17 protein-coding genes are annotated in these 17,300 nt (G+C 70.2%); 9 read left to right on the top strand and 8 right to left on the bottom strand.

The features are described 5' to 3' along the window. The first annotated feature begins 36 nt into the window (after positions 1-36). Positions 37-885 carry a LytTR family DNA-binding domain-containing protein gene (locus ACWPKK_RS01020; RefSeq protein WP_452000490.1) on the top strand — a complete coding sequence of 283 codons (849 nt, stop codon included), beginning with the start codon at positions 37-39 and terminating at the stop codon, positions 883-885. Between the two features lie 6 nt (positions 886-891). On the opposite strand, the gene ACWPKK_RS01015 is transcribed toward ACWPKK_RS01020, so the two are convergent. Both ACWPKK_RS01015 and tsaD read right to left on the bottom strand, forming a co-directional pair. Further along, a complete protein-coding gene (locus tag ACWPKK_RS01015; RefSeq protein WP_452000488.1) occupies positions 892-1,911 on the bottom strand; it encodes an NAD(P)H-dependent glycerol-3-phosphate dehydrogenase in 1,020 nt (339 codons plus the stop codon). Between the two features lie 265 nt (positions 1,912-2,176). Then, positions 2,177-3,262, bottom strand: coding sequence for a tRNA (adenosine(37)-N6)-threonylcarbamoyltransferase complex transferase subunit TsaD (tsaD, locus tag ACWPKK_RS01010; RefSeq protein ID WP_452000486.1), 1,086 nt, complete (start codon positions 3,260-3,262; stop codon positions 2,177-2,179). Between the two features lie 158 nt (positions 3,263-3,420). On the opposite strand from tsaD, the gene hemC reads away from it, so the two are divergent. The 4 genes from hemC to ACWPKK_RS00990 all read left to right on the top strand — a co-directional run bounded on the left by hemC (position 3,421) and on the right by ACWPKK_RS00990 (position 8,444). Next, positions 3,421-4,359: a hydroxymethylbilane synthase gene (gene hemC / locus ACWPKK_RS01005; protein WP_324868859.1), complete on the top strand. Its 939-nt coding sequence runs from the start codon at positions 3,421-3,423 to the stop codon at positions 4,357-4,359. 26 nt (positions 4,360-4,385) lie between these two features. Beyond that, positions 4,386-5,156, top strand: coding sequence for a uroporphyrinogen-III synthase (locus ACWPKK_RS01000; protein ID WP_452000484.1), 771 nt, complete (start codon positions 4,386-4,388; stop codon positions 5,154-5,156). Between the two features lie 136 nt (positions 5,157-5,292). Then, entirely contained in the window at positions 5,293-7,098 is a 1,806-nt protein-coding gene (locus tag ACWPKK_RS00995) for a mitofilin family membrane protein (RefSeq protein ID WP_452000482.1), read from the top strand. After that, positions 7,095-8,444 carry a heme biosynthesis HemY N-terminal domain-containing protein gene (locus ACWPKK_RS00990; RefSeq protein ID WP_452000480.1) on the top strand — a complete coding sequence of 450 codons (1,350 nt, stop codon included), beginning with the start codon at positions 7,095-7,097 and terminating at the stop codon, positions 8,442-8,444. Before ACWPKK_RS00995 ends, ACWPKK_RS00990 begins: the two co-directional genes overlap by 4 nt. A 243-nt stretch (positions 8,445-8,687) precedes the next feature. On the opposite strand, the gene ACWPKK_RS00985 is transcribed toward ACWPKK_RS00990, so the two are convergent. Beyond that, on the bottom strand, positions 8,688-10,655 hold the full coding sequence (locus ACWPKK_RS00985; RefSeq protein ID WP_452000478.1) for a right-handed parallel beta-helix repeat-containing protein: 1,968 nt from the start codon (positions 10,653-10,655) through the stop codon (positions 8,688-8,690). Between the two features lie 256 nt (positions 10,656-10,911). Between ACWPKK_RS00985 and ACWPKK_RS00980 the strand changes: the two genes are divergently transcribed. Then, the gene (locus ACWPKK_RS00980; RefSeq protein WP_452000476.1) at positions 10,912-12,321 is read left to right on the top strand and encodes an O-antigen polymerase; all 1,410 of its coding nucleotides are present in this window, start codon (positions 10,912-10,914) and stop codon (positions 12,319-12,321) included. Further along, positions 12,318-13,268: a glycosyltransferase family 2 protein gene (locus tag ACWPKK_RS00975; protein ID WP_452000474.1), complete on the top strand. Its 951-nt coding sequence runs from the start codon at positions 12,318-12,320 to the stop codon at positions 13,266-13,268. The genes ACWPKK_RS00980 and ACWPKK_RS00975 overlap by 4 nt, the downstream gene beginning before the upstream one ends. Here the strand turns inward: ACWPKK_RS00975 and ACWPKK_RS00970 are convergent. Next, entirely contained in the window at positions 13,207-13,773 is a 567-nt protein-coding gene (locus ACWPKK_RS00970; RefSeq protein WP_452000472.1) for an MAPEG family protein, read from the bottom strand. The two genes, ACWPKK_RS00975 and ACWPKK_RS00970, sit on opposite strands and share 62 nt — an antisense overlap. 268 nt (positions 13,774-14,041) lie before the next feature. On the opposite strand from ACWPKK_RS00970, the gene ACWPKK_RS00965 reads away from it, so the two are divergent. Next, complete coding sequence (locus tag ACWPKK_RS00965) at positions 14,042-14,170, top strand: hypothetical protein (RefSeq protein ID WP_256379242.1); 129 nt, start codon at positions 14,042-14,044, stop codon at positions 14,168-14,170. A gap of 77 nt (positions 14,171-14,247) precedes the next feature. Here ACWPKK_RS00965 and pspC read toward each other — a convergent pair whose 3' ends face one another. The 4 genes from pspC to ACWPKK_RS00945 form a co-directional block, all read right to left on the bottom strand. Beyond that, a complete protein-coding gene (pspC, locus tag ACWPKK_RS00960) occupies positions 14,248-14,649 on the bottom strand; it encodes an envelope stress response membrane protein PspC (RefSeq protein WP_149227975.1) in 402 nt (133 codons plus the stop codon). Between the two features lie 196 nt (positions 14,650-14,845). Continuing rightward, entirely contained in the window at positions 14,846-15,073 is a 228-nt protein-coding gene (pspB, locus tag ACWPKK_RS00955; protein WP_324868851.1) for an envelope stress response membrane protein PspB, read from the bottom strand. Positions 15,074-15,148: 75 nt separating this feature from the next. Beyond that, positions 15,149-15,820 carry a phage shock protein PspA gene (gene pspA / locus ACWPKK_RS00950; RefSeq protein WP_014246713.1) on the bottom strand — a complete coding sequence of 224 codons (672 nt, stop codon included), beginning with the start codon at positions 15,818-15,820 and terminating at the stop codon, positions 15,149-15,151. A gap of 28 nt (positions 15,821-15,848) precedes the next feature. Further along, positions 15,849-16,013: a hypothetical protein gene (locus ACWPKK_RS00945; RefSeq protein WP_310117418.1), complete on the bottom strand. Its 165-nt coding sequence runs from the start codon at positions 16,011-16,013 to the stop codon at positions 15,849-15,851. Between the two features lie 178 nt (positions 16,014-16,191). On the opposite strand from ACWPKK_RS00945, the gene pspF reads away from it, so the two are divergent. Further along, a complete protein-coding gene (gene pspF, locus ACWPKK_RS00940) occupies positions 16,192-17,217 on the top strand; it encodes a phage shock protein operon transcriptional activator (protein WP_452000469.1) in 1,026 nt (341 codons plus the stop codon). Positions 17,218-17,300: the final 83 nt, after the last annotated feature.

The raw sequence follows: 17,300 nt of genomic DNA, 5'->3' as shown, positions 1-17,300 counted from the left end.
CTTCCTGGCGGTTTCCGGCCGGCCGGACACCGCGCGATGCGTGACGCGACCATGCCGGACGGCGCCGCCTCCACCCCGCCCGTCCCTTATGGGCGGCGCATGCTGCGCCGGCACCTGCCGCTGCTGGCGGGCTCCATCCTAGCATTGGCTCTGCTGGGACCGTTCGGCACATTTCGCGAAATGGGGTTTCTCTCGCGGCTTGCCTATTGGGGCGGACTGATCACCACCGGCTGGTCGATGTTCGAGATCGTGGTGCTGGTCGCCCGCCGGATCCTGCCGAATCTGGAGCGCACATGGCCGCTGATGCTGGCCGCGGCCTTCCTGACCGTGGGCGTCCTGCAGACCCTGGTGGTCGCCCTGCTGGAAAACCGGCTGCGCTGCCAGGATTTCCTCACCCCCGCCGGACTGGCCGAGCTGTTCGGCTATGTGCTGGTCATCACTTCCCTGGTGTCGGCCCTGCCGGTCTGGCTGGAGTTGCGGGAGCAGGGCATCGTCGGCCACCGGCCGTCCGCCCTGCCCGAGCCCCCCGTTTCCGGCGGCCCGACCCCGCCCCGTCCCGCCCCCTTCCTCGATCGCATCCCGGCGAAGCTGGGCCGCGACCTGCTGGCGCTGGAGATGGAGGACCATTACGTCCGCGTCCACACCGCGCTGGGCAGCGACCTGATCCTGATGCGCATGCGCGATGCGGTGGCGGAACTGGCGGGCATCGACGGCCGGCAGGTCCACCGCTCCTATTGGGTCGCCGCCTCGGCGGTGACGGCAGTGGAACGCAAGCCGGACGGCAAGCTGTCGCTGCGGCTGACCAACGGCCTGCTGGTGCCGGTCAGCCGCACCCATGCCCCGTCGGTGCGCGCCGCCGGTTGGGTGGAGAAGGCCGTCTCCTAAACGCCTCTAAACACCCTCTCCGCGGAAGGGCCGCGACAACAGTCCGTCGATGGTCTCGTCCAGTCCCGCGCCGTGGTTCAGGATGGCGTCGACCGCGCCGCAGATCGGCATGTCGACGCCCAGCTTCGCCGCCAGCCCGACCACCGCGGCGGCGGTGTAGACGCCTTCCGCCACCGACCGGCGCACCGCCAGGATCTCGGCCAGCGCCTTGCCCTCGCCCAGCGCCGCCCCCAGCGACATATTGCGCGACTGCAGGCTGGAGCAGGTCAGCGTCAGGTCGCCCAGCCCCGACAGCCCCATCAGCGTCTCCGCCCGGCCGCCGAGCGCCAGCGCCAGCCGGGTGATCTCCGCCAGCCCGCGGGTGATCAGCGCGGCCCGCGCATTGTCGCCCAGCCGCCGCCCCTCGACCACGCCGCAGGCGATGGCCAGCACATTCTTCACCGCCCCGCCGATCTGCGAGCCGACGACGTCGTCCGACCGGTAGGGCCGGAAGGTGCGGCTGCCCAGCGCGGCGACCAGCGCCGTGCCCAGCGCCTCGTCGGCGCAGGCCAGCGTCACCGCCGTCGGCAACCCGCGCGCCACCTCGGCCGCGAAGGTCGGGCCGGACAGGATCGCCACCGGATTGCCGCCCGGCAGGGAGGCCGCGACCGCCTCGCTCATCAGCGCGTGGCTGTCCAGTTCGATCCCCTTGGCGCAGACGACCACCGGCGCGCCCGGCTTCAGCAGCGGCGCCATCCGCGCGGTGACGCTGCGCGCATGCTGCGCCGGCGACACCAGCAGCACCGCGTCGCAATCGCCGAGATCGGCGAGATCACCGGTGACCCGCAGCGCGTCGGGCAGCGGCACGCCGGGCAGATAGTCGCGGTTCTCGCGGCGGATGCTCATCGCCTCCACCACCGCCGGCTCGCGCGCCCACAGCAGCGTCTCGCGCCCGGCCCGCAACGCCGCCAGCGCCAGCGCCGTTCCCCAGGCGCCGCCGCCGACGACGCCGATGCGGTTGAGGGGGGAGGAGGGCACGGCACTCATGGGAGTTCACTCACGCTGACAAAACGATCACGCCCTTTACCCCCTCTCCCCCCCGCTTTCGCGCAAACGAAGTTTGCGCTGTCGCGGCAGGCGGACCAAAGGTCCGCTGAGAGCGGGGAGAGGGTCGGGGTGAGGGGGATGCATGGGGTGGATCGATGGGAAAATGAGAAGCGCCGCACTCCTTGCAGAGTCACGCTGTGCTTCCCCCTCACCCTAACCCTCTCCCCGGGGGGGAGAGGGGATATGAGGCCGCCCCGCACGCCCATCACGCCTTCACCCCCGCCCCGACGCCTGCGCGCCCGATCACCGGCGCGGCGGTGGGGTCCAGTGGCCAGCGCGGGCGGGGGGCGAAGTTCAGCGGGTCGCTCTCGCCCAGGCGGAAGCGCTCGATCCCGGCCCAGGCGATCATCGCCGCGTTGTCGGTGCACAGCCGCAGCGGCGGGGCGACGAACTGCATGCGCTGCTTCTCCGCCAGGGTCGACAGACGGCTGCGGATCGCCTTGTTGGCGGCGACGCCGCCGGCGACCACCAGGGCGCCGCCCTGCGGATGATCCTCCTTGAAGCGGCGGATGGCGCGGGCGCAGCGGTCGGCCAGCACCTCCGCCACCGTCGCCTGGAAGGCGGCGGCGAGGTCGTCGCGATCCGTGTCCGACAGCACCCCACCCGTTGGGCCGCCCAACTCCTCCACATGCCGCCGCACCGCGGTCTTCAGCCCGGAGAAGGAGAAATCGCAGCCCGGACGGCCCAGCATCGGCCGCGGCAGTTCGAAGCGCGCCGGGTTCGTGGCGCGCGCCGCAGCCTTCTCCACCAGCGGTCCGCCGGGATAGCCCAGCCCCAAGAGCTTGGCGGTCTTGTCGAACGCCTCGCCCACCGCGTCGTCGATGGTGGTGCCGAGCCGGCGGTACCGCCCGACCCCCTCCACCGCCAGAAGCTGGCAATGGCCGCCGGACACCAGCAGCAGCAGATAGGGAAAGGCGACGTCGTCGGTCAGCCGCGCGGTCAGCGCGTGGCCTTCCAGATGGTTGACGGCGACGAAGGGCAGCCCGCGCGCCGCGGCGATGGCCTTGGCGGTCATCACGCCGACGATGACGCCGCCGATCAGCCCCGGCCCGCCGGTCGCCGCCACCGCATCCAGGTCGCCGAAACCGATCCCGGCCTCAGCCATTGCGCGGCGGATCAGCCCGTCGAGATGTTCCAGATGGGCGCGGGCGGCGATTTCCGGGACGACGCCGCCATAGGGCGTGTGGTCGTCCAACTGCGACAGCACGACGTCGGCGCGGATCTCGCGCGCGTCGGTGACGATTGCGGCGGCCGTCTCGTCGCAGCTCGTTTCAATTCCAAGAACGATCATGGCGCCAAACTAGCCGCCTTGGCCGTCCGGGTACAGGATGGAGTTGCGCGCACGCGGGTGCGAGAAGCCGGGCCCGTGAAATTTGATCAGCCTCAATCTTATGTATGAGGGGCAGACGAATCCTTGCAAAGCTGCGCGGATCCCCTAGAACACGCCCTATGACGACCCACCCGCTCCGTATCGGGACGCGCGGCAGCCCGCTGGCGCTGGCGCAGGCCCACGAAACCCGCGACCGCCTGATCGCCGCCCATCCGCATCTGGCCGCCCCCGGCGCCATCGAGATCGTCGTCTTCAAGACCACCGGCGACCGCATCCTCGACCGCACCCTGGCGGAAGCGGGCGGCAAGGGCCTGTTCACCAAGGAGTTGGAGGAGGCGCTGTTCGACGGCCGCGCCGACCTCGCCGTCCATTCGATGAAGGACGTGCCGACCCAGCTTCCCGACGGGCTGGAGATCGCCACCCTGCTGCCGCGCGAGGATCCGCGCGACGCCTTCTTCGCCCGCTCCGGCAGCGGTCTGGCCGACCTGCCCGCCGGATCGGTGGTCGGCACCGCCGGCCTGCGCCGTCAGGCCCAGGTGCTGGAACTGCGTCCCGACCTGAAGATCTTCCCCCTGCGCGGCAACGTGCAGACCCGCCTGTCCAAGCTGGACGCCGGCGAGGTCGACGCCACCCTGCTGGCGCTGGCCGGCCTGCGCCGCCTCGGCCTGACCGACCGCATCACCGCGGTGCTGGAGCCGGAAACGATGCTGCCCGCGGTCGCCCAGGGCGCCATCGGCATCGAAATCCGCAGCGACGACGACGCCACCCGCGCCCTGCTGGCCCCGCTGAACTGCGCGGAGACCATGGTGCGCGTCACGGCGGAACGCGCGCTGCTGGCCGCGCTGGACGGCTCCTGCCGCACCCCCATCGCCGCGCTGGCGGTGCTGGACGGCGGCGACCTGCATCTGCGCGCCAAGGTGCTGTCCCATGACGGCCGGACCATCTTCCGGGCCGAGCGCCGCGGCAAGGCGGCCGACGCCGAGTCGCTGGGTGCCGACGCCGGGGCCGAGATCCGGGTGCAGCTGCCGCCCGATTTCTTCGCCGCCGCGCCGCACTGATCCCTCCTCCCGGCCGAGTTTTCCGCATGACGGGAAAACAGCCCGACACCTCTTCCCCGCCCCGCCGTACGCGCCTTCTCGTGACGCGTCCGGCGGAGGATGCGGAGCCGCTGGTGCGCCGGCTGGAGGCGCTCGGCTTCGACGCCGCGGTGGAACCCATGCTGTCGATGGTCTGGCTCGACGGTCCGGAACCCGACCTGTCCGACGTACAGGCCCTGCTGTTCACCAGCGCAAACGGCGTACGCGCCTACTCCAAACGTACGAGCCGGCGCGACCGTCCGGTGCACGCCGTCGGCGACGCCACGGCACGGGCGGCGAAGGCGGCCGGCTTCGCAGAGGTCGACAGCGCCTCGGGCGACGTGTACGCGCTGGCCGACCGGGTGCGGTCCTTGCGCGATCCGTCCGCCGGTACGCTTCTTCATGTGGCGGGAAGCAAGGTGGCGGGCGACCTTGCCGGGCTTCTCGGAGGCTCCGGCTTCACGCTGCGCCGCAGCGTGATGTACGATGCCGTACCCGCGCTAACCCTGTCGGACGATACCGCGACATTTTTGCGTACGTCGGCACTCGACGGCGTGTTGTTTTTCTCTCCCCGTACCGCGGTTTCCTTTGTTAGGCTGCTGGCCGAGGCGGGGCTGGTCGACTGTTGTCGTACGGTCGATGCGTTCTGCCTCAGCCCCGCGGTCGCGGAGGCTGCTCGTGCGTACGGCGACGAGGGAGTGACGCCGTGGCGAAGCGTACGGGTGGCGGCCAGACCGGAGCAGGACGCCCTGCTCGATCTGTTGCCGGTCGCCGGGTAAATCCGGCGCGGTCCGGCCGTACGGCTTACACCCCGGGGTCCTTCCGGGTGGGTACGTCAGCCGTACGGGGGACGAGGGGGACCGGTCAGGGGGCTGTGACGTTAAGACGAACAACAGCGAACCGAAGGTACAGCCCATGACCTCTCGTCCAGGCTCCGAACGCCCCGGCACCGACCGTGACGGCGACGGCGCCAGCACCGGCAATGCGGCGGTCGACCGCATCGTCGAACGTTTCGGCGGCATCCGCCCCATGGCCCACAAGCTGGACACCCCGGTGACGACGGTGCAGGGCTGGAAGAAGCGCGGCGCGATCCCGCTGGCCCGCCATGCCGACCTGCGCACCGCTGCCGCCAAGCACCGCATCAAGCTGGACGACGCCGACCTGGACGCCGCCACCCCCAGCGAAGACCGGCCGGCCGACGCTGCAGCGGCCGCGGTGATCACCCCCGCCGCCATCCCGGCCGACGCGATTCCGGTGGTGGATCCGGCGGTAGAGCCGGTGCCGACCGCCTCCCCCGCCGACACCATCCCCGGCACCGACACGCCGGCCCCGGCATCTGGCCCTGGGGCATCCGGATTTGGAACGACCGCCGGCCCGGTGACCGAACTGCAGTCCTCCGACGCCCTGATTCCGCCGGCCACGCCGATCGGCGCCACGGATAGCCTGTCCGACACGCCGAAGTCCGAAACGGAGAAGGCGGAAGACGCGAAGGCCGATCCGTTCAAGTCGGACGCCGCCAAGCCGGACACCGCAGCCGACGAGCCGAAGACGACGGCCTCCAGCTGGACGCCGTCCGGCACCACCGGCAGCGCCGGTTACAACCGTGCCGATTCCGAGCCGGCCCGCCCGACCATCGCCCCGACGCCGTCCTACATCGACGAGCCGCGCTCCGGCAGCGGCTTCGCCACCGCTCTGTCGGTGGTCGCCCTGCTGGTCGGTGCCGCCGCCCTGTCGGCGCCCTGGTGGGGTCCGGCCCTTCCCGGCTGGCCGTCGCCGGCCGCCCCTGCCCCGGCCCAGTCTTCCGCCGCCGCTCCGGCCGACCCGGCGCTCCGCGCCCAGATCCAGCAGATCGTCGACCGCGTGGGCAAGCTGGAGCAGCGCCCGGCCGCCACGCCCGGCAATGGCGGCAACGGCGAAGCCGCCGCCGGCCTCGCGGCGCTGACCCAGCGGATCGACGCGCTGGAACAGCGCCCGGCCGCCGCCGCGCCCGATACCGGCGTCGCCGACGCCCAGAAGGCGCTGGCCGACCGGCTGGCCGCGCTGGAGCAGAAGGTCTCCGCCGCCGCCGGCAACGCCCAGGCGGCGCAGGAGCTGCGCGGCGAGGTCGACTCGCTGAAGCAGCAGGTCACCAGCGTCAACCAAGCGGTGACGCAGCGCCAGGATGCCGCCACCGCCGCCCAGGCGTTGGTGCTCGCCGCCGGGCAGCTGCGCGCCTCCCTGTCGGGCGGCCAGCCGTTCCAGCAGGATCTGCAGGCGGTCCGCGCGCTCAACATCGCCGATGCCGGCGTGACGCAGCCGCTCGACGCCGTGGCGCCCTATGCCGCCAAGGGCATTCCGACCCGCGCCCAGCTGACCGACCGGTTCGAGCCGCTGGCCGGCGAGATCGTCCGCGCCGACATCCGCGGCGAGGGCAACGGCTGGATCGACTCCGCGGTGGGCAAGCTGTCCACCCTGGTCACCGTGCGCCGTGAAGGCGGCGGGGTCGTCGGCACCACCAGCGATGCCGTCGTCGCCCGTGCCGAGGCCGCGCTGAGCGAGGGCAATCTGGCCAAGGCGGTGGAGGAGCTGTCGACCCTGCATGGTCCGGCCGCGCAGACCGCCGGCCCGTGGCTGGCCGACGCCAAGGCGCGTCTGGCCGCCGATCAGGCCGCCCGCCAGTTGAACGACCGCGCCATCGCCCTGATGACCACCGCCGCCGGCGGGAAGGGGACGGCCCAATGATCCGCGCCCTCTGGTTCCTTCTGAAGGTCGCGGTCGTCATCGCCGCCGCGATCTGGCTCGCCGACCGTCCCGGCACCGTCAGCGTCCACTGGCTTGGCTATGCCGTCGAGGCGCCCTTCTGGGTCGCCCTGCTGGTCACGCTGGCGGCGCTGGGCATCGCGGCGCTCGGCTACCGCCTGATCCGCGGCCTGATCCGCACGCCGCAGCGCCTCCGCCGCCATAGCCGTGCCCGCCGCCGCGAACGCGGCTACCGCGCCCTGACCCAGGGCATGGTGGCGATCGCCGCCGGCGACGCGCCGACCGCGCGCAAGATGGCGCGCAAGGCCGACGGGCTGCTGAACGAGCCGCCGCTGACCATGCTGCTGTCGGCCCAAGCGGCCCAGCTGCAGGGCGACGAGCGCGCCGCCAAGCAGTATTTCGAAGCGATGCTGGAGCGGCCGGAGACGGCCTTCCTCGGCATGCGCGGGCTGTTGACCCAGGCGATCAAGTCGGGCGACCGGGTGGAGGCGCTGACCCTCGCCCGCAAGGCGCGCGGGCTTCAGCCCAACACGCCCTGGCTGCTCGGCACGCTCTATGACCTGGAGGCGCAGGCCGGGGACTGGGCCGCCGCCGAAGGCACGCTGCAGCAGGCGATCCAGGCCGGGGCCATCCCGACCGAGGAGGGCCGCCGCCACCGCGCCGTCCTGCTGCTGGAGCGCAGCTTCGAGGCGGAGCGTCGCGGCCGTGCCGACTCCGCCCTGTCGCACGCCCAGGCGGCGCACGACATGATGCCGGGCTTCGTCCCCGCCGCGGTGCGTCTGGCCCGCCTGCAGATCGCCGCCGACCGGCCGAAGCCGGCCGCCAAGGTGGTGGAGCGGGCGTGGCGCCAGTCGCCGCATCCGGAACTGGCCGAGATCTACCGCAGCCTGGTGTCCAGCTACGACCCGCTGGCCCGCGTCCGCCTGTTCCAGAAGCTGGTGCGTCAGGCCCCGGATTCGGCCGAATCGCACCTCGCCGTCGCCCAGGCCGCCATCGAGGCGCAGCTGTGGGGCGAGGCGCGCCAGCACCTGAACCGCGCCATGGAGATCGGCCCGACCCGCCGCGCCTATCGCCTGATGGCCGAGCTGGACCGCAGCGAACGCCATGACGAGGACGCGGCGAAGGACTGGCTGGCCAAGGCCGCCGACGCGCCGGAAGACCCGGTGTGGACCTGCAACTCCTGCGGGGCGGTCAGCCACAACTGGGGCGGGCTGTGCGGCCATTGCGGCGCCTTCGACAGCCTGACCTGGAAGACCCCGACGGTCGCGGTCCCGGTGATGGAGCCGACCGACGTTCCCCCGGCGCTGGCCCGTCCGGCGACGGCCTGAAGAAGGCACGCCGAAAGTCCCCTCTCCCCACCGGGAGAGGGTTAGGGTGAGGGGGTTGCGCTGCGAGGATTTTCAAGAGCCGCGCACTCCCCGCACTCCTATCCAATCCACCCTATGCATCCCCCTCACCCCGACCCTCTCCCCGCTCTCAGCGGACCTACGGTCCGCCTGCCGCGACAGCGCAAACATCGTTTGCGCGAAAGCGGGGGGAGAGGGGGATTCCGCGACGGGAGAGGGTTTTTACTACCGCATCCCCTCCGGCCCGACGCGGTCCAGCGGCAGTTCCTTTTTCGCCAGCAACCGGTCCAGCAGGCGCGCCCCAGTGGAGGAGTCCGGGGCCGGTGGGGCGGCGGCCCTGGCGAGACCGGCCGTTCCGGCGCCGGGCACCGACGCCTCGAGCTGCGTGTTCTCGACCTTGTATTCGCCGCCGGTCAGGCTGACGACGACCTGCTCCTTCGGCGATGGAGCGGCCACCACGTTGTCGTTGGCGACGTTGCCGTGCATCAGGCCGTTCCTGCCGGCGCTGGGCACCCATTCCAGCCGCAGGAAGCGGTCCTTGGAGTCGGTCATCAGGGTGATGTTGTCCGACACCCGGTTGTTGTCGCCGCCATGCAGGAAGATCGCCGCGGCGCCGGTGTTCTCCAGCAGATTGCCCTGCACGGTCACGCCGCTGGTCATGTCGTCCAGATAGATGCCGAACCCCTTGTAGCGGACCAGCCAGCGCCCCTGCGCGTCGGTGGCGAGACCGCCGGTGTCGCGGATGTCGTTGAAGCGGACGATGCTGCGGGTGTCGTTGCCGCTGCGGCCCAGCATCTCGATGGCGCCGGCATCGGCGGTCTGGCGCGCGGTGTCGCGGATGCGGTTGAATTCGATGACGTTGTCGCTGTTCACCGTCTGCGGGTTCCAGTTCTTCACCGAAATGCCGTAGCGCGCCGCCCGCCGGATGTCGTTGTGGGCGATCAGCGTGTTGCGGATGCCCGCCGCCATCACCCCGCCGCCGAAGAACCGCACCTCGCCCACGTCGCTGATGCGGTTGGCAAGGACGCGGTTGTCGCTGCTTCCCGGCGCCAGGAAGATGCCGGAGCGGCCGAGATGCTCCATCCGGTTGCCCGACACCTCGCTGCGCGTGGCGCCGTCCAGCGTGACCGCGGTGCCGACCAAGGCGAAGCGGTTGCCGGCGATGCGCAGGCCGCTGCCGCCCTTCGCCAGCACGGCGCTGCCGTCCCACGGCACGTCGGTGAAGGTCAGCCCCTCCACCGTAACGTTGCGGGCGTTCTCCAGTCGGAGAAGATTGGCGGTCCTCGCCACCATCAGTTCCGCCCGCCCGCTGTCGAGCCCGGTCGGCGGCTTCACCAGCAGCCGCTTGGCTTTGGCGTCCCAGGCGAACTCACCCGGCCGCGTCAGGAAATCGGGATGGCCGAGCAGCCGCACGGTGGAACCGTCGCGGTACGGATACTGCCCGTCGCCGCCGAAGCTCAGCAGCCCGTTCGGATCGGCGGACGCCACCCCCAGCAGATCGTCGGACAGCCGTTCGCGGTCCAGCGCCTGCGCCCGCACCCCCGGCCCGGCCCAGCCGGCCTTCAGCACGCCCGGAGGCACCTGCATCTGCCGCTTGGATCCCGGACTTTTGGAATCGGGGCTTTTGGCGTTGGACTGCACCGCCTTGGCCGGAAACCAGCCGCTGCGCGGGTCGCCGGGGTCGAAGTCGCCGCTGCGCGCGGCGTCCAGCCGCTGTCCGTTGCCAGGGCCGCCGCCAGAACCGCCGCCAGAACCGCCAATGGAGACGTCCAGCCCCGGATCGCGTGCCAGCGGCGCCGACAGCACGCCGTTCGCCAGTTCCGCACCGCCCACCGCCTCGCCGCCCGACAGAACCGGCTGCTCCCCCTCCACCGCGGTCAGTCGCAGCCCCGGCAGCGAGCTGTCCACCACCAGCGGCGCCGCCAATCGGTAGGTGCCACCATGCAGCCGCACCGTCGCCGGTCCGCCCCCCTTGGCGGCGGCCAGCGCACGGGCCGGGGTGGCGAAGGGACCGTCGCGCCCGTCCGCCGAGGGCTGGGACAGGCGGCCCGACCAGCGGTCGTTCCCGGTGGGCGACACGAAAAACGTCGTCTCCGCCGCGGCCGCCATCGCCCATCCGGCAGGCAGCAGGACCGCGCACATCGCCAGGATGCGGGCTGCGCGGCTCCAGGACTCAGGGTGGGAACGGGGCATGAAGAAAGCTCCTCCGTTGCGACAGACCTTCCGCCGAAGGGGGGAGACTGACCCAGGCCAGCCGCACCGGCAAAAGCGCGAAGGGGGTGTGCGGGTGCGAAGGGGCCACGCCCTCTGCACCCCTGCCCGGCCGGGACGGGACGTATAGGCTGGCTTTTCATCCTAGCCTGACCGGCCGGTCGTACCCGCTTGCCCGCGGATCGTTCCGATCAGGCGGGGGCCGGAAGCGAAGCCTACAACCAGGGACGGTTTGCCGATGATCGAAATGGCGCTGATCGCGCAGGTCCTGGTGCTGGTGCTGGTGACCGTGGTGTTCCTCAGCACCGGCAGCGCATCGATGTTCCATCCGCTGACGCTGTACCTGATCTTCCATGCTCTGGTCTTCGTCATGCGGCCGATCCTGGTCCACACGCAGAATTTCAACGACGTGTGGCTGTTCATGGGCTTCTGGCCCAGCGAGCAGCAGTTCGTCATGACGCTGGTGGTCAGTTCGGTCGGGCTGGTCGCCTTCGCCGCCGCCTGCGCCTGGGCCGGGATGGTCCGTCCCGACTGGACCCCGAACGGGGAGCCCGCGCCGTCCTTCAGTTTCGACCGCGTCGACGTGGTGGCCTTCCTGACGACCGCGGCGCTGCTGGGGCCGCTCGCCATCTATTCGGCGATCCAGCGCCAGGGCGGCGCCAGCTTCGATGGCACCGGCGACGTGCAGATGGAACGCGATCCGCTGACCGGACAGCCGATCTACACCAACACCACCGGCTACATCGCCGAAGCCCATTCGATGGGCCTGCCGCTGACGCTGGGGCTGATCTGGATCTGCCGGTTCCACCCGCTGTCCTTCATCCCCTTCGGCGCCTTCGTCGCCTACCGCGCCTATCTGGGCTGGGGCCGCTGGGCGATCATCATGGGCATCCTGGGTCTGGTGCTGCTGATGCTGTACCGCACGCGCACCAAATGGTTCCGGCTGTGGCATGCCTTGGCCGCGGTGCCGGTGCTGGGGCTGTTCACGCTGCTAGGCAACAACCGCGATGCCTTCCGCGACGTGCTGGCCGGCGATGCGCCGCCCTCGGTCCTGCTGAGGTTCAACGGCGGCAGCGGCGGCGGCCGGGCGATCGACGCGCTGGCCGGCCAGGATCTCGCGAACTTCGACTTCCTCGCCTACATCCTGTGGGTGGTGCCGAAACAGTCGGCCACCTACACCTGGTTCACCCAGTACCTGCAGCTGTTCACCGAACCGATCCCGCGCCTGCTGTGGCCGGACAAGCCGGTCGGCGCGCCGGTGAAGTGGGTGGACCTGAACGACTACGGCGTCTTCTACAACCTGACCACCTCGCTGCCCGGCGACGGCTGGATGAGCGCCGGCTGGATCGGCATGATCGTCACCATGGTGGTGGTCGGCCTGATCCTGGGGCGGCTGCACCGCTGGTTCTGGACCGACGGGTTCCGCAACCGCTACGCCGTGCTGTTCTATTGCGCCTTCCTGCCGCTGTGCCTGCAATGGTTCCGCGACGGCAACATCACCATCGTGAAGTTCGGCTTCTTCTCGCTGCTGCCGATCCTGCTGTGGATCGGGCTGACCCGCGCCCTGCGGGCCTGGGGGATCCTGGAGGACGACCCGCTGCGTCCGGTGGTGGCGCCGCCCAATCTTGTCCGAAGGGAGCCGTCATGACGCTGACCGTCAGCGCCGTCATCGCCACCTACAACCGCGGGCCGGAGCTGCGCATCGCGCTGACCCGGCTGATGAACCAGACCACCCCGCCGATGGAGATCATCGTCATCGACGACGGCTCCACCGACGGCACGGGCGCGATGATGCGGGCGGAGTTTCCCACCGTCCGCTACGTCCGCCAGCCACACAACGGCGGGCTGATCCTGGCCCGCAACTTCGGCTTCGTGAACACCACCGGCGACTGCATCCTGTCGGTGGACGACGACAGCTGGTTCGAGGATCCCGACGGGCTGGCCCGCTGCGTCGCCTATCTGGAAGAGAATCCGGAGGTCGCCGCCGTCGCCTGCAACATCGAGACGCGCGACGGGCTGGTCTATTTCCCCAAGGGCGCCGCCCCCTTCGATGTGCCCTGGTATGTCGGCTGCGGCCATCTGCTGCGGCGCAGCGCGGTCGAGCGGGTCGGCCTCTACATGCCGGAACTGTATCGGCAGGGGGAGGAGAAGGATCGCTGCCTGCGGCTGGTCGGCGCCGGTTACCGCGTCGTCGCCCTGCCCGACGTCATGGTCTACCACGACAAGAGCGAGAAGGGCCGCAAACCGGGGATGGAGCGCTTCTACAACCACCGCAACGACTTGATCCGCGAGGTGGCGCGCTGCCCGTCCTCGCTGATGGCATGGCGGCTGGCGCGCAGTTGGGCCGGCAACAGCTGGAAGAACCTGCGCCACGGACCGCGGATGACCGACCTGAAGGTGCTGCTGGCCTTGCCGCAGATCGTCCGCATCGGGCTTAAGCACCGGGCGCCGGTAGGTGTCGAGGCTTACCGCCGCTGGCTGCATCTGGCGAAGACCGCGGCCCCGGCGAGCGCTCCTCCTGCGGAAAAGCCCGTCAGCCGGGCTGCATCCCGCCCAGTTGCAGCAGAACGGCCCAGCCCAGCACGATCAGATTGACGGTCAGCGTCATCGCCATGCCCGGCGCCCGCGCGAAGGGATGCACCAGATAGCCCGCCCAGAACAGCAGCCGCCCCAGCACGAACAGCCCTGTCGCCACGACCGCCGCCCCCAGCGAGGGCTGCGGCAGGGTGGCGACCAGGGCGGCCAGCGCCGGCACGAAGATGGCGGACTGCTCCACGCTGTTCGCCAGCACCCGCTGGGCGACGCGCTGGCCGCGCGATTCGGGGTCCTCGACCGGGTTGAAGGCCTGGGTGCGGCCGCGCATCGCCATCACCCCGACGACCATGCCGAACAGCACCAGCGCCGGCCAGACCGCCAGCCGCGCCCACAGCGCCATCCGTGCGCCCGGCGCGTTGACGCCCATCGGCGGCGCCACCAGCGACAGCAGAAGGACGAACAGCAGCGCCGTCACCACCATCGACGCCCCGTTCAGCATAAGGGCGCCGCGGATCAGGGACTTGCGCCTGCGGGGGGCGCCTTGGTGAAGGCTGCTGTCGGACATTGGGGCGGGGCTCCGTCAAAGGGCGGGGATTCGACAAAGGCGCCGGTCCTTCCCATTTGGAAAAGACCGCTCCCTGTTCCTTTGACCAATAACGGCCCAGCCCGTGATTTGGATCAAGGTCCGGGAGGGGCGGCAGGTGTTCGATGACGAAGTCTAGTGGGGGCTGCCCCGATGGGACAGATGTTGTCAGCCTCTCTTTTCGCTACCATGTTGTAACCATCTGCTTCACCATGTGGGTGAACGCGGCGATCTCGATGGTGGAGGGCCTATGATGGATCTCGTTCTGCTCGGTGGTGCGGTGGCGACGGCTGCGGCGTTGGCCGGTCTGATCGCCACGATGCCCACCCCCAAACCGATCCCGATCCGCGTCCGCGACCGGCGCCGTCAGCGTCGCTGACGTCACCGGCTTCACGACGTATTCCGATTGGGCGTTTCCCGATGGGGTGTTTCCCGTCGGGACGACAGCACTGCAACTCAGCGGTCCAGGTCGCGGATCGCGCGGTTCAGCTCGAACTCCTTGGAGGCGACGTAGGCCTCCATCCCGACGATGCGCTTGTCCATGTCGCGGAAGCGCTGGGTCAGGCCGGCGAGCGTCCGGTCGGGCTTGGTCGACACCGTCCGCCAGAACGCCTCTTCCTCGGCATCGCGATACAGCTGCGCCGGACGCACCGGCAGCACCAGCAGAGCGATCACATAGGCGATCACCAGCGGGACCGAAAAGAAGAACAGGGCGAATAGCATCGCCAGCCGGACAACCATCGGCTGCACGCCGAAATAATCGGCGACGCCCGTGCACACCCCGCCCAGCACTCCGCGCTGCGGATCGCGATAGAGCCGATGCGGATTCGGCGAGTCGTAGAAGGACGTGCGGTCCATGGCGGCCTCGTTCCTTTCGTTGAGTTTCGGTTTGGGTGATGAGGTGCTGCGGCGGTTGCCCCCACCTAACCTCCCCCGCTGGGCGGGGGAGGGACTGCCGCTGAACGCCGACAAAGCTCCTGTCCCCCTCCCCCGCCCAGCGGGGGAGGGTTGGGGTGGGGGCATTCGAAGCCGACACCTCACACTCCCGCAACCATCACACCTTGTTGCGCCAGTTCGGCGCCTCGGCATCCAGCACGCGTTCCAGCGTATGGACGCGGGCCTCCAGCCGGTTGGAGATCTCCCACAGCTCGGCCAGCAGCCGTTCGTCCTGCGCGGAGAGCCCGCGCTGCGACCGCCATTTGGTGATGTAGTGGAAGACGATCCAGACCGGCGCCACCACCACCATGAACAGCACCGCGAGGACGAAACCCAGGAACCCCATGGTCGTCGGGCCTTCTTATTGTCGTGAGGGGAGTGGGCGGGGCGTCACCGCCCCACCCCGGCACCAAGGCAAGGGTCAGCCGTTGCGGCGGGCCGCGATGCGGGCCTTCAGCGCGGCCAGATCCTCTTCGACCTTGTGGGAGGCCTCGAGTTCCGCGATCTCTTCGGTCAGGCTCTTGGTCCGGCCGACGTCGTAGGCCTCGACCCGGCCCTCCATCTCGTCCAGGTTGCGTTCGACCTGCTCGAAGCGCGACAGGGCGTCGTTGATGCGCTCGTCATGCAGGACGGTGCGGACCTTGACCCGGTTGCTGGCCGTCTGGGTGCGGGCGACCAGCGCCTTCTCGCGGGTCTTGGCGTCGGTCAGCTTGGCCTGAAGACGGCCGATGTCCTCGTTGGCCTTGGACAGCGCGGCTTCGACCTGCACCAGCTGTTCGGCCAGCGCGTCCGCCTGTTCGGCGACCTTGGACTTGGCCATCAGGGCGCCCTTGGCCAGATCCTCGCGGTCGCGGGTCAGCGCCACCTCGGCCTTGCGGTCCCACTCGTCGCGCTCGCGGTGGAGGTCGGCGACGCGGCGTTCGATCTCCTTCTTCTCCGCGATGATCTTGACGGTGGAGGAGCGCACCTCGACCAGCGTGTCTTCCATTTCCTGGATGATCAGGCGGATCAGCTTCTCCGGCTCCTCGGCGCGGTCGAGCAGGGAGTTCAGGTTCGACTGCACGATGTCGGTCAGGCGCGAAAAGATGCTCATGGTCGGTGTCCCGTTTATCAGCAGCGTATCAGCCGAGGATGGCGCCGGCGACGATGCCGGCGAAGAAGAACAGCCAGCTTTCGACCGGCCGGGTGGCGAGATAGTTGCGCACGCGCCGCATCGTCGGGCGGCTCTGCGCGGTGTTGAAGCGGTCACCGCCATAGCGGCGGCGGAAATCGCTGAAGTCGCTCATGCTTGACCTCCTTGCCATGCCGCTACTATCGCAACCGGCGTGCCAAACCGGCCAGACGCCCATTAATGCATTGTTATTAAACGATTTTTCCCTTGAGTTCGGGGATGCCGCCCCGCTTGCCGCATCGTCGTTTCAACGATACCATCGCTTAATCGGCGATTAAGTGACGAAATTCTCGATGCAAGCCGCTCCTCCCTCCCTTCTTGGCGAATCGCCGGTCTTCCTGGCGACGCTGTCCCATGTCTCGCGGGTGGCGCCGCTGGAGCGGCCGGTGCTGGTGATCGGGGAGCGCGGGACCGGCAAGGAGTTGATCGCCGCCCGCCTGCACTATCTGTCGCAGCGGTGGGACCGCCCCTTCGTCAAGGTGAACTGCGCCGCGCTGCCCGAATCGCTGCTCGATTCGGAGCTGTTCGGGCATGAGGCCGGGGCCTTCACCGGCGCCACCCGCCGGCAGATCGGTCGGATCGAACAGGCCGACGGCGGCACCCTGTTCCTGGACGAGATCGCCACCGCCTCCCCAGCCGTTCAGGAAAAGCTTCTGCGCGCCGTGGAGTATGGCGAGATCGAGCGGGTCGGCGGACGGACCGCCACCGTCGATGTCCGTGTGGTGGGTGCCACCAATGCCGACCTGCCGGCGCTGGCCGCGGCGGGGCGCTTCCGCGCCGACCTGCTGGACCGGCTGGCCTTCGACGTGGTGACGCTGCCGCCGCTGCGCGCCCGGCCCGACGACATCCCGCCGCTGGCCGAGCATTTTGCCCTGGGGATGGTGCGCGAGTTGCAGCGCCCGCTGTTTTCCGGCTTCACCGCCGCCGCGCTCGACCGGCTGCGCGCCCATGACTGGCCCGGCAATGTGCGCGAACTGCGCAACGCGGTGGAGCGCTCGGTCGCCGCCGCCGAGAGCGACGAGCCGCTGGACCGCATCATCCTCGACCCCTTCGATTCGCCCTGGCGCCCGACTTCGGCGCCGACCGCCCGCCCAACTCCGGAGCCGGTCACGGACACCCCTCCGCCGGCAGTCCCCGCCTTCGACGGCGGCATCCTCGATCAGGTCCGCGCCTTCGAGGCCGCCAAGCTGCGCGAGGCCCTGGAGCGGAACCGTTTCAACCAGCGCCAGACCGCCGAGGCGCTGGGGCTCGGCTACCACCAGCTTCGCGGCATGCTGAAGAAGCACGGGCTGATCCCAACACCCCCTCTGCGACCATAGGCCGTCCCCAGGTTGCGCCTGTACCGTGCTATACCGGTCGCTCAACCGTCGAGAGAGCGGTTCGTCACGATACGGGAAGGGGA

It is taken from the genome of Azospirillum largimobile (assembly GCF_977007025.2).
This window is presented reverse-complemented; position numbering and strand designations above follow the sequence as displayed.

What these genes read in the sequence shown, in the direction of transcription:
- ACWPKK_RS01020 (WP_452000490.1), top strand. Translation starts at nt 37, where the DNA reads ATGCGTGACGCGACCATGCCGGACGGCGCCGCCTCCACCCCGCCCGTC.
- ACWPKK_RS01015 (WP_452000488.1), bottom strand. Translation starts at nt 1,911, where the DNA reads ATGAGTGCCGTGCCCTCCTCCCCCCTCAACCGCATCGGCGTCGTCGGC.
- tsaD (WP_452000486.1), bottom strand. Translation starts at nt 3,262, where the DNA reads ATGATCGTTCTTGGAATTGAAACGAGCTGCGACGAGACGGCCGCCGCA.
- hemC (WP_324868859.1), top strand. Translation starts at nt 3,421, where the DNA reads ATGACGACCCACCCGCTCCGTATCGGGACGCGCGGCAGCCCGCTGGCG.
- ACWPKK_RS01000 (WP_452000484.1), top strand. Translation starts at nt 4,386, where the DNA reads ATGACGGGAAAACAGCCCGACACCTCTTCCCCGCCCCGCCGTACGCGC.
- ACWPKK_RS00995 (WP_452000482.1), top strand. Translation starts at nt 5,293, where the DNA reads ATGACCTCTCGTCCAGGCTCCGAACGCCCCGGCACCGACCGTGACGGC.
- ACWPKK_RS00990 (WP_452000480.1), top strand. Translation starts at nt 7,095, where the DNA reads ATGATCCGCGCCCTCTGGTTCCTTCTGAAGGTCGCGGTCGTCATCGCC.
- ACWPKK_RS00985 (WP_452000478.1), bottom strand. Translation starts at nt 10,655, where the DNA reads ATGCCCCGTTCCCACCCTGAGTCCTGGAGCCGCGCAGCCCGCATCCTG.
- ACWPKK_RS00980 (WP_452000476.1), top strand. Translation starts at nt 10,912, where the DNA reads ATGATCGAAATGGCGCTGATCGCGCAGGTCCTGGTGCTGGTGCTGGTG.
- ACWPKK_RS00975 (WP_452000474.1), top strand. Translation starts at nt 12,318, where the DNA reads ATGACGCTGACCGTCAGCGCCGTCATCGCCACCTACAACCGCGGGCCG.
- ACWPKK_RS00970 (WP_452000472.1), bottom strand. Translation starts at nt 13,773, where the DNA reads ATGTCCGACAGCAGCCTTCACCAAGGCGCCCCCCGCAGGCGCAAGTCC.
- ACWPKK_RS00965 (WP_256379242.1), top strand. Translation starts at nt 14,042, where the DNA reads ATGATGGATCTCGTTCTGCTCGGTGGTGCGGTGGCGACGGCTGCGGCG.
- pspC (WP_149227975.1), bottom strand. Translation starts at nt 14,649, where the DNA reads ATGGACCGCACGTCCTTCTACGACTCGCCGAATCCGCATCGGCTCTAT.
- pspB (WP_324868851.1), bottom strand. Translation starts at nt 15,073, where the DNA reads ATGGGGTTCCTGGGTTTCGTCCTCGCGGTGCTGTTCATGGTGGTGGTG.
- pspA (WP_014246713.1), bottom strand. Translation starts at nt 15,820, where the DNA reads ATGAGCATCTTTTCGCGCCTGACCGACATCGTGCAGTCGAACCTGAAC.
- ACWPKK_RS00945 (WP_310117418.1), bottom strand. Translation starts at nt 16,013, where the DNA reads ATGAGCGACTTCAGCGATTTCCGCCGCCGCTATGGCGGTGACCGCTTC.
- pspF (WP_452000469.1), top strand. Translation starts at nt 16,192, where the DNA reads ATGCAAGCCGCTCCTCCCTCCCTTCTTGGCGAATCGCCGGTCTTCCTG.